Below are 10646 nucleotides of genomic sequence, written 5' to 3' on the forward strand. Positions count from 1 at the left end.
CGTGTCAGATCGTGCCGCCGAGCGAGCCCTCGAGCTGCGCCATCTCCTGGCCACCGGCCATCAGGTCCTGCAGCTCGTTCGGCGTGATCTCGCCCCGGGTTGCGGTGCCCAGCGTCTTGCCGCGATTGAGCACGGTGAAGCGATCGCCCACCGCCATCGCGTGGCGCACGTTATGGCTGATGAACACGACACCCACACCCTGCTTGCGCACCTTGTCGATCGTGGCGAGCACGTTCGAGGTCTGGCGCACGCCAAGTGCCGAGGTCGGCTCGTCGAGGATCAGAACCTTCGCGCCGAAATAGACCGCGCGGGCGATGGCAACGGTCTGGCGCTCGCCGCCCGAAAGCGTGCCCACCGCCTGATCGGGGCCGCGCAGGTTGATGCCCATATTTCGCATCTCCTCGACGCAGACCTCATTGGCTTGCTTCACGTCGAAGCGCTTGAACGGGCCCGATCCCTTCGTGGGTTCGCGCCCCATGAAGAAGTTGCGCGTTACGCTCATCAGGGGGATCATCGCGAGGTCCTGGAACACCGTGGCGATCCCGGCCTCCATCGCATCGCGCGGGCTCGAGAAGTTCATCGGCTTGTCTTCAAAGAGGATCTCGCCCTCGGTCGGTTTGTGCACGCCCGACATCGTCTTGATGAAGGTCGATTTGCCCGCGCCGTTATCGCCCAGAAGACAGTGGCACTCGCCGGGGCGGATGTCGAAGCTGACGCCCGCCAAGGCGATCACGTTGCCGAAGTGCTTCTTGATGCCGCGCATCTCGAGGATGGGCTTGGCGTCGGCGGCGACGGCGCCGTGATGGAATGCGGTCTCAATTTCCATATCAGCGTTCCCCCGTCACGCGCTTGCGGATCACGTTGTTGAAGATCACGGCGAGCAGCAGCATCCCGCCCAGGAAGACCTGGAACCAGTCCTGATCGATCGAGGTGTAAGTCAGACCGATCACGACCATGCCGAAGATGATCGCGCCGAAGAAAGCGCCGATGGCCGAACCGTAACCGCCGGTCAGCAGCGAGCCCCCGATCACCGCGGCGATGATCGCCTCGAATTCTTTCTGGAAGCCGCGACGCGCATCGGTGGAGCCCGCGTCGATCACGGTCATGATGGCGACGAGTGCTGCGCAGCAGGCAGTCACGACGAAGAGCGTCGTCTTTACCCGGTTGACCGGCACGCCCGAATTGGAAGCGGCAGTCTTGTCGCCGCCCGCGGCGAAGATCCAGTTGCCTGCAGGGGTCCGCAGCAGGATCCAGGTCGCAAAGAGCGCGATGGCGATGAACCACAGGATCTCGACCGGGATGCCCGGCACTTTCGGCGCGCCGGATTTGAACCTGTCGATCCAACCCCATTCGGCGAGCTTCGCGAAGAGGCCGGTGAACGCATCGCCCGAGAAGAACGGCGCAAGCCAGTCATCGCTCACCGCTTCGCGGACGCCTCGCAGCTGGGTCGACCCGCCGGTGAGATATTTCAGACCGACCAGCGACAGGCCACGCAAGATGAAGAGGAACGCCAGCGTCACGATGAAGGAGGGCAGGCCCGTGCGGATCACCAGCTGCCCGTTCACCACCCCCATCAACCCCGCAAAAATCAGAGTGCCGGGAATGGCCACGATCAGCGGCAGGCCGAGATTGACGACGAGCGCACCGAAGATCATCCCCGCGAAGGCGACCATCGAGCCGATCGAGAGGTCGAACTCGCCCCCGATCATCAACAGCGACGCGCCGATGGCGAGAATGCCGAGCTGCGCGGCGGGCGTCAGGAAGTTCATGATCCCGGACAGGGTGAACATCGAGCCATTCGCGGTGAAGAGAAAGAAGATCGTCACGAGAATGAGCCCGGCGATCGCGCCCAGCTCAGGCCGCTTCATCAAGCGCGCGAGAAGAGTCTCCTCGCGAACGCGCTCGTCGGTAACCGTGGAGTCGGCAGGCATTATACCCTCCCTGAGAATGCTGGTTCGTGGCGCTTTCTCTTCCGCGACCGCCCGCGGTGGCGCCGGTGGGATGCGCGCGCGCATCAAGGGGCTCGCGCGCATCCCCGTATCAACTCATCCGATATGGATCAGCGAATGCCCTTGGCCGACAGATCGACCACCTGAGCCGCCTTATCCTTGGTGATCAGGTTCGGACCCGAAGCGACGTTCGACGCCGGGATCAGGCCGTATTTCGCGTTGAGCGCGAGGAACGACACCGGCAGATAGCCTTGGAGGTACTGCTGCTGGTCGATCGCGAAGGCCGCGTCACCATTCTCGACATCCTTCAGGAAACCCGGGGACAGATCGAAGCTCGCGACGTTGATCTTGCCGCCACCTTCACCCAGCGCCTTGACCGCCTTGACCGAGGGTTCACCCGCCGTCGCCGCACCCAGCGCCAACACGGTGTCGATCGACGTATCGGATTGCAGGGCTGCGCGCACCTTGGCCTCGATATCCGCCGGATCATTGGTGGTCGGCAGCACTTTCACCTGACCGCCAAAGCCCTTGGCGAAACCGGCGCAACGCTGGTCGAGCGAGACATTCCCGACTTCCTGGTTGACGCAGAGCCCGTTCTTGCCACCCATTTCCTTGAGCTTCTCACCCGCGCGCTCACCCGCGGTGAATTCGTCCTGACCGACATGCAGCAGCGCACCCAGCGATTTCGACACATCCGATCCGGCATTCATCGTGATCACCGGGATGCCTGCGGCAACGGCCCGCTTGATCGACGGGCCAAGCGCGTCCGCATCGGGAACCGAGACGACCAAACCGTCGGGCTCCTGGTTCACGGCGGCGTCGATCAGCTGGCTCATCGCGACCATGTCGAAGGTCTCGGGCGAGCGGTATTCGACGTTCACGCCGGTATCCTTCGCCGCCTGCTCGACGCCGTTCTTCACGACCGACCAGAACGGGTCATTGGCCTGCCCGTGCGAGACCACGACGATATCGGTCGCGAAAGCCGGCGCAGCGAAGGCGACCGTGGTGGCCGCGACTGCAGCACGCAGAAACTGTTTCATGTAATCCTCCCAGACTCTCTTGTTTGTCACCGCACCACGCCCCTCCATGTCGCGTCCGATGCGGCCTGACCGATCCCTTCGGCCTTTGAACCACAGGCACCTCCTCGCGCCTGCGATTTCCGTCCACTCCGAGGCAGCGCCTCAGAGCGTCGCCAGATCGACGGCCTCCCCCGTCTTGGCGGATTTCGTTGCGGCCTCGGCCATCGCGAGCGCGGCCACGCCATCCTCGAGTGTCACCGGCATCGGGCGACCCTCTGCCAGAGCGGTAACGAAGGCGTCCCATTCCGCCGCGTAGGCGGGCATGTAACGCTCGAGGAAGAAATAGGTGGGCTTGGCCGAAGAGACGCCGGCCACGGTCGATTTCGAGACCGTGTTCTCCAGCATGTTCGCCGCGGTCAGCAGACCCTCCGAGCCCAGCAATTCGACGCGCTGATCGTAGCCGTAGACAGCCCGGCGCGAGTTTTTGATCACGGCAATACGCCCGTCTGCATAGGTCAGCGTGACCACGGCCGTATCCACGTCGCCCGCCTCCCCGATCGCCGGATCGACGATGGACGAACCGACGGCGCGAACGCTGACCGGCGCACTGTCCATGATAAAATTCGCCATGTCGAAATCATGGATCATCATATCGCGGAACAGACCGCCCGAGACCTTGATGTAAGAGACCGGCGGCGGCGCAGGATCGAAGGATGTGACCGAGAGCAGCTCGGCTTTGCCGATCTCTCCGGCGTGGGCGGCAGAGCGCAGCGCGCCGAAATTCGGGTCGAACCGACGGTTGAAGCCGATCATCACAGGCTGGCCGGTTTTCGAAACCGCCGCGAGGCAGGCTTTCGCCCGTTCAAGCGATAGATCGACCGGCTTTTCGCACAGCACGGCCTTGCCTGCCGCCGTCGCCTTCTCGATCAGATCCGAATGGGTGTCGGTCGAGCTGGCGATCAGCACCGCGTCGATGTCGGGATTGGCAATGAGCTCCTCGGAACTTGCCGCTTTCGCGTCGTATTTCGCGGCGAGCGCCTGCGCTGCCTCCGCGTTCACATCCGAGACCGCGACAAGCGTGCTGCCCGGATGTCCGGCAATATTTACCGCATGCACCTGACCGATACGGCCGGCGCCCAGCAACCCGACTTTCAACATGCATTCCTCCCAGAACCGATCCGATTCGACCGATGACTGGCGCTAACATCATCCGTTTTGCACGCGCGTGCAAGAATTTTTTGCACGCGCGTGCAAACGGGACCCCGCTGCCGCTCTTTTCTGTGTGTATGCTGGCAAGAAAGCTGATAGGTCAGCTTTTGAGGAGAACCCGATGAGCGACGTGCGCAGACCGAATTTCGAAAACAACATCACCGCCGATGATGTCGCCGAAGCGGCCGGTGTCTCGCGCTGGACGGTCAACCGGGCCTTCAAGAAGGACGCGTCAATTTCGCCCAAGACCCGGACCAAGGTGATGGAAGCGGCGAGCAAGCTCGGCTACGTGCCCGATCTGCGCGCAGCCGCATTGGCCTCGGATCGCTCGAACCTCGTCGCGCTGCTGGTCGATGACTTCGCCAACCCGCATAAACTGGTGATGATGGAGCGGCTGACCCGCATCCTGCGCAAGCATGGCTGGGATACGCTTCTGGTGAACACGCTCGACCGCGACGATGCGGGCCACGCGATCCTCAACGCCAGCCAGCGCCGCGTCGATGCCGCGATCCTGATCGGGATTCAGTTCGACGATGAGGTTCTCGAGACCGCTCTGCACGCCCGACGATTCCACAAGCTGATTATCTTCGCGCGCACCTCGCGCCATCCCGACACGATCTCGATCGCGGTGGACGACGCTGCCGCGATGCAGGAGATCGCCGCCTATGTTGCGGAACAGGGCTATCGCCGCCCGCTCTTCCTCGCGGGTCCGCGCACCTACTCCGCGCATCTGCTCCGCAAGGAAACCTTCCTGGGCTGCTGGGAGCGGCGTTTCGGGACCATCCCAGAATTCGCCGAAGTGCCCGCCTATGACCCGATCCTCGCCGAGCAGGTCGTGACCCGGATTCTCACCGATCGCCCGCGCGACGAAATGCCCGACATCCTCGTCTGCGAGAACGACGCGCTCGCCATCGGCGCGATCGACGTGATCCGCCACAAGCTCGGCCTGCGCATTCCCGAGGATATCGCGGTGACGGGCTTCGACGACGTGCCGCAATGCCAGAGCCCGAATTACGCATTGACCACCTATCGCCAGCCCCTGACGGAGATGGCCGAATATCTGGTCGAAGTGCTCGAAAGCAGTGAAGACCGTGACTTCGACCGCGCGTTCAAGGGCAAGCTCGTCCCCCGCGCAAGCGCCTGACGCCGCAGGGCAAGCGCATCGGTCGACGGGGATAGAGGGCTGATCATTCGCGGTGCGACGCACGCATGTCGGCTCAGCGCCCGATCAATGCCGGTTCCTGCACGAGAGAGACACCGAAGCGTGCGCGGACCGTCTCTCGGGCGTGATCGGCAAGCGCGATGACGTCCTCAACCGTCGCGCCGCCGAGGTTCACGAGGATCAGCGCGTGTGCTTCAGAGAATCCGGCACCGCCCCTGCGGACCCCCTTCAGGCCGCAGAGATCGAGAAGCCTCGCCGCCGAGAGCTTCACGCCGCCCGGGACCGGATGCCCCGGGACGTCCGCCAAGCGTCGCGCGGTCGCGACCGAAACGATCGGGTTGTGAAAGAAAGACCCGACATTGCCGATGTCCCTCCAGTCCGGGATCTTCGCCGCGCGTTGAGCCAGAACGGCTTTCATGATCCTGTCCGGGCTGAGTGAGCCGGACAGGTCAGCCAGACCGGCATAGCCGAGATTCGGCTTCCAATCCGTAGGCAGCCGAAGCGTGACCCCGGTGACAAGCTCAACGCCCGGCCTCTCCTTGAAACGGCTGTGCCGATAAGCGAAGCCGCAGTCGCGCGCCGAAAGGCGTCGGGCGGTCCATGTCTTCGTGTCGATAATATCGACGCTCTCGACGAAGTCTTTCAGCTCCACTCCATAGGCGCCGATGTTCTGGACTGGCGCCGCGCCGACAGTGCCCGGTATCCCGGCAAGGTTCTCGAGGCCGCCGATACCCTGCTCCACCGTCCAGCGCACCAGGGCATCCCAGTTCTCACCCGCCTTTGCCGTGACGCGCACACCATCGGAAGCACGCGTCACGCTGCGACCAAGCAATCCGTTGATCCCGACCACGCCGTCGATCTCTTCGGCCAGGACGCAGTTGCTCCCGCCGCCCAGAAGGTGAAACGGCAGGCCGAGACGCCCGGCATATTGCGCGGCTGCGATGATCTCGGCTTCTGTGTGCAGCACCCCGCCGAACCGGGCCTGCGACCGCAAGCCCAGCGTGTTGCGGCGGCCCAAGTCGAACGCTGCCTTCAGCGGTGTCGGCGACTGCGTGACGGGGGGCGTCCACGCACCGGGCCTGCCAGCGCGCGCAACGTCGGTCCGCCGCTCCGCGCTCATGTCACGGCGTCGCGGATGACATAGGTGCAGCGGCGACCGCCCTCGACGATATGTTCAACCCGCTCGACCGAGACATCCTCGCCCAAAACAGCCTTGAACACCGCCTGTTCGGCCCGACAAAAGCCCTGACAGAAAGTCGCCGCGGCGCAGATCGGACAATGGTTCTCGACAAGGAGAAGGGTACCGTCCGCATCACGCTCGGCAGATGCCATGTAGCCTTCGGCGTTGCGCAGCTCGGCCAGCTTCTCGACCCGTGCAGCCAGATCGCCACAGCCCGTCATTTCCGCCTCGTAGAGCGCCTGCGTCGTCGCCTCTCGGGCTTCGATGATGCGCTCGAGCGCCTCCTCCCCCAGAACACCGGAAATGCTGCGCAGAATTTCCACGGTCAGCGCAGCATGCGTGTCCGGAAACCGAGCCTGCCCCTTTTCGCTCAGATGCCAAAAAACCGCAGGTCGCCCACGCCCGGAGGCGCGACGTTCATCTGCGACCAGCCCGTCCTCGGCGAGTTTCAGCAGTTGCTGCCGCGCGGCCTCCCCGGTGGTGCCGAGGCGGGCCCCGACCTGCGCCGAGGTCAGCGCCCCGTGCATCTTCAACGCCATCAGGATGCGCTCAGAGGCGGAGCGCGGCGACCAGCCTGAATCTTCCATCGCGTATTTTTCCAAGCTATCGCTTGACATATTCGCCTCAATATTTTTCAAAGCACTTACTTGATTAATTAACCCGCCGCAGGCTGCGGCGCAACCACCCCCCGCAGGAGACCTGACATGGCTTTCGAACTTCCCGCACTGAACTTTTCCCATTCCGCGCTTGCTGACCGCGGCATGAGCCAGGAAACGCTCGAACTACACCACGACAAGCACCATCAGGCCTATGTGACGGCGCTCAACGGCTTCGTCGAGAAGACCGCCGACCTTCAGGGCAAGACTCTGGAGGAGATCGTCGTCGCCACTTACGGCGATCCCGCACGCGACGGCATCTTCAACCAGGCGGGACAGCACTGGAACCACATCCATTTCTGGAACGCCCTTTCGCCGCAGGGTGGCGGCATCCCCGGCGCACTCGAGTCGCGACTGATCGCCGATTTCGGTTCTGTCGACGATTTCAAAGCGGCGTTCAAGGCCGCAGCAACCGGGCAATTCGGTTCGGGCTGGGCCTGGTTGATCCAGAAGCCGGACGGAAGCCTCGGCGTGACCAAGACGCCCAACGGGGTGAACCCGCTCGCCACCGGCGAGGGCACGGCGCTGCTGGGCCTCGATGTCTGGGAACACAGCTACTACGTCGACTTCCGCAACCGTCGGCCGGACTACGTGACGAACTTCCTCGACAATCTCGCAAATTACGAGTTCGCGGCGTCGAACCTCGCCTGATGCACCGAGCGCCGTGCGCACCACCTGCGCACGGCCTCTTCCAAGCTCATGAGCCCCTCCCCATGACATACGTCGTCACCGAAAACTGCATCGCCTGCAAATACATGGATTGCGTCGAGGTCTGTCCGGTCGATTGCTTCTATGAGGGCGAAAATGCTCTCGTGATCCATCCCGATGAATGCATCGACTGCGGCGTCTGCGAACCCGAGTGCCCCGCCGACGCGATCCGCCCCGACACCGATCCTGACGGCGAAGGCTGGGTCGACTTCAACCGTAAATATGCAGAGGTCTGGCCTGTCATCGTCGCGATGGGCACCCCGCCCGCGAATGCCGACGAGATGGATGGCGTGCCGAACAAGCTGCAAACGCATTTCTCGCCCGAGCCGGGGCAAAAAGGATAGTCATGAGCACTGAACTCTCACAGGCTTCCTATGCGATGATCGACGCCGGGCTGGACACGCAAGCTGCGTTCCGCGAGGCGATGTCTGCGCTGGCCGCAACCGTTTGCGTTGTGAGCGCCGCGCGGGACAGCGACCGCGTAGGGCGCACCGTCACCGCAGCGCTCTCGCTGGCGGTCGATCCGCCGTCGCTGCTGGTCTCCATCGACTCCGGCGCCCGCCTGACATCGCTGATCCGCGCGCAGGGCGGGTTTTCCTTCGCGATGCTGCAAGCGGACCAGCAGGCGGTGGCCGAGGCTTTTGCCGGCAAGGTCGCGCCGGAGGAGCGGTTCGAGCATGGCGCATGGGACACCTGGCCCTCCGGCCACCCGCGCCTGCACGGTGCCGTGGCCACGATGGACTGCGCCCTCGTCGGAGAGATCGAGACGACCGATCACGTGCTGTTCGTCGGGCGCCCGCGGAAGATCGACCATTCCGCAAACGCCACGCCACTGGTCTGGCACGGCCGTCAGTTCAAAACCATCACCCCGCTGTGACGGCTTCGACAGCCCCGAGGTCAGGGCGGATTACGCCCGCTAGGGCTGTGGTGCCTCGTTCCGCTACATCAAGGGTTTGCCGGAATGGTTCGCGGCGCACGAGCCTTTCGATACGCTCGCCGGTTCAAGATCTACCTAGCAACGCAACCAGTCGACATCCGAACAGGGATCGATGGGCTTGTTAACTCCGTTTCGGGGAATTTTGATCTCGACCCTTTCTGAGGGGGCTTCGTCGTGTTCCGCTTGAAGGAACGGGACAAGATCAAGATCAGCTTCGACATTGCTTCCACTGTGTTTATCGCAACGCAAAGAGCCTCGCGGGGAGCGAGGCTAAGCGTTTGATATGCTTTAGAAGATTTGGTTGCGGGAGTAGGATTTGAACCTACGACCTTCAGGTTATGAGCCTGACGAGCTACCGGGCTGCTCCATCCCGCGTCCGTTGAGCGTTTGCCCTTTTTGTCAGGTTATGAGCCTGACGAGGCGATCGCGTTAGGCAAACTCTCGAGGAGAGTTTGTAGCGATTGCGGGCTGCTCCATCCCGCGTTTGTTTCCCGAGGGCTTTATGTTTTTGCGATCGGGATTTTGTTTGTCATCGTTGTTTGAGAGATGAAGTTTTATCGCTTCTTTCTAGGTTTGGCGGTGACCTACTCTCCCACGTCTTAAGACGCAGTACCATTGGCGCGACGGCACTTAACGGCCGGGTTCGGAATGGAGCCGGGTGTTTTGCTCGTGCTATGACCACCAAACCGAGGAAGAAGCGATGAAGTTCAAGTCAAGTTGCTATGCAGCTTTTGATTATGATCGGAGCCAGAGGTCTGGCTTCTACCGGATCAAATCAAGCCAATCGGGCAATTAGTACTGGTCAACTGAACGCGTTGCCGCGCTTACATCTCCAGCCTATCGACGTGGTGGTCTTCCACGGCCCTCAAGGGATACCTAGTTTTGAAGGGGGCTTCCCGCTTAGATGCTTTCAGCGGTTATCCTGTCCGGACATAGCTACCCAGCACTACCGTTGGCACGATAACTGGTCCACCAGTGGTCCGTTCACCCCGGTCCTCTCGTACTAGGGGCAACTCTTCTCAAGTATCCTACACCCACGGCAGATAGGGACCGAACTGTCTCACGACGTTCTAAACCCAGCTCACGTACCTCTTTAAACGGCGAACAGCCGTACCCTTGGGACCTGCTCCAGCCCCAGGATGAGATGAGCCGACATCGAGGTGCCAAACGGTGCCGTCGATATGGACTCTTGGGCACCATCAGCCTGTTATCCCCAGAGTACCTTTTATCCGTTGAGCGATGGCCCTTCCACTCGGGACCACCGGATCACTATGGCCGACTTTCGTCTCTGCTCGACTTGTCAGTCTTGCAGTCAGGCTGGCTTCTGCCATTGCACTCAACGACCGATTTCCGACCGGTCTGAGCCAACCTTCGCGCGCCTCCGTTACACTTTGGGAGGCGACCGCCCCAGTCAAACTACCCACCACGCAGGGTCCCGGATCCCGATAAGGGACCGCGGTTAGACATCAAGCAGGCGAAGGGTGGTATCTCAAGGATGGCTCCACGAAGACTGGCGTCCCCGTTTCAAAGCCTACCACCTATCCTGCACATCACATGCCTGATGCCAGTGCGAAGCTATAGTAAAGGTTCATGGGGTCTTTCCGTCTAACCGCGGGTAGTGTGCATCTTGACACACAGTTCAATTTCGCTGAGTCCACGTTTGAGACAGCGGGGAGATCGTTACGCCATTCGTGCAGGTCGGAACTTACCCGACAAGGAATTTCGCTACCTTAGGACCGTTATAGTTACGGCCGCCGTTTACCGGGGCTTCAATTCGGAGCTTGCACTCCTCCTTTTAACCTTCCGGCACCGGGCAGGCGTCAGAC

General features: G+C 62.2%; 10 protein-coding genes, 1 tRNA gene and 2 rRNA genes (1 of these 13 cut by a window edge). 4 read left to right on the plus strand and 9 right to left on the minus strand.

The window, feature by feature from the left end; genetic code table 11:
* Positions 1-4: 4 nt before the first annotated feature.
* The 4 genes from ACZ7GB_RS19675 to iolG form a co-directional block, all read right to left on the minus strand.
* Positions 5-826 (minus strand): ATP-binding cassette domain-containing protein, encoded by an 822-nt coding sequence (locus ACZ7GB_RS19675; protein WP_472160125.1) that lies wholly within the window; start codon positions 824-826, stop codon positions 5-7.
* 1 nt (position 827) lies between these two features.
* Complete coding sequence (locus ACZ7GB_RS19680) at positions 828-1931, minus strand: ABC transporter permease (protein ID WP_472160127.1); 1104 nt, start codon at positions 1929-1931, stop codon at positions 828-830.
* A gap of 128 nt (positions 1932-2059) precedes the next feature.
* Complete coding sequence (locus ACZ7GB_RS19685) at positions 2060-2989, minus strand: sugar ABC transporter substrate-binding protein (protein WP_472160128.1); 930 nt, start codon at positions 2987-2989, stop codon at positions 2060-2062.
* Positions 2990-3130: 141 nt separating this feature from the next.
* Positions 3131-4126, minus strand: coding sequence for an inositol 2-dehydrogenase (gene iolG / locus ACZ7GB_RS19690; RefSeq protein WP_472160130.1), 996 nt, complete (start codon positions 4124-4126; stop codon positions 3131-3133).
* 172 nt (positions 4127-4298) lie between these two features.
* Between iolG and ACZ7GB_RS19695 the strand changes: the two genes are divergently transcribed.
* Positions 4299-5321, plus strand: a complete 1023-nt coding sequence (locus ACZ7GB_RS19695; RefSeq protein ID WP_078549663.1) for a LacI family DNA-binding transcriptional regulator — start codon at positions 4299-4301, stop codon at positions 5319-5321.
* 73 nt (positions 5322-5394) lie between these two features.
* On the opposite strand, the gene murB is transcribed toward ACZ7GB_RS19695, so the two are convergent.
* Together murB and ACZ7GB_RS19705 are read right to left on the minus strand one after the other, a co-directional pair.
* Positions 5395-6459, minus strand: a complete 1065-nt coding sequence (gene murB / locus ACZ7GB_RS19700; protein ID WP_472160132.1) for a UDP-N-acetylmuramate dehydrogenase — start codon at positions 6457-6459, stop codon at positions 5395-5397.
* Positions 6456-7136 carry a helix-turn-helix transcriptional regulator gene (locus tag ACZ7GB_RS19705; protein WP_274963756.1) on the minus strand — a complete coding sequence of 227 codons (681 nt, stop codon included), beginning with the start codon at positions 7134-7136 and terminating at the stop codon, positions 6456-6458. Before ACZ7GB_RS19705 ends, murB begins: the two co-directional genes overlap by 4 nt.
* An 87-nt stretch (positions 7137-7223) precedes the next feature.
* Between ACZ7GB_RS19705 and ACZ7GB_RS19710 the strand changes: the two genes are divergently transcribed.
* The 3 genes from ACZ7GB_RS19710 (at position 7224) to ACZ7GB_RS19720 (ending at position 8760) form a co-directional block, all read left to right on the plus strand.
* Positions 7224-7826 carry a superoxide dismutase gene (locus tag ACZ7GB_RS19710; protein WP_078602683.1) on the plus strand — a complete coding sequence of 201 codons (603 nt, stop codon included), beginning with the start codon at positions 7224-7226 and terminating at the stop codon, positions 7824-7826.
* A gap of 62 nt (positions 7827-7888) precedes the next feature.
* Positions 7889-8227, plus strand: a complete 339-nt coding sequence (fdxA, locus tag ACZ7GB_RS19715; RefSeq protein WP_078523452.1) for a ferredoxin FdxA — start codon at positions 7889-7891, stop codon at positions 8225-8227.
* A gap of 2 nt (positions 8228-8229) precedes the next feature.
* Positions 8230-8760 carry a flavin reductase family protein gene (locus ACZ7GB_RS19720; protein ID WP_472160134.1) on the plus strand — a complete coding sequence of 177 codons (531 nt, stop codon included), beginning with the start codon at positions 8230-8232 and terminating at the stop codon, positions 8758-8760.
* A gap of 358 nt (positions 8761-9118) precedes the next feature.
* On the opposite strand, the gene ACZ7GB_RS19725 is transcribed toward ACZ7GB_RS19720, so the two are convergent.
* The 3 genes from ACZ7GB_RS19725 to ACZ7GB_RS19735 all read right to left on the minus strand — a co-directional run.
* Positions 9119-9195: transfer RNA gene (locus ACZ7GB_RS19725), tRNA-Met, on the minus strand.
* A gap of 196 nt (positions 9196-9391) precedes the next feature.
* Positions 9392-9506 (minus strand): 5S ribosomal RNA (gene rrf, locus ACZ7GB_RS19730).
* Between the two features lie 85 nt (positions 9507-9591).
* Positions 9592-10646 (minus strand): 23S ribosomal RNA (locus tag ACZ7GB_RS19735) (it continues 1777 nt past the right edge of the window).

The sequence above is a fragment of the Thioclava sp. PTB-PU3-1 genome (assembly GCF_055666785.1).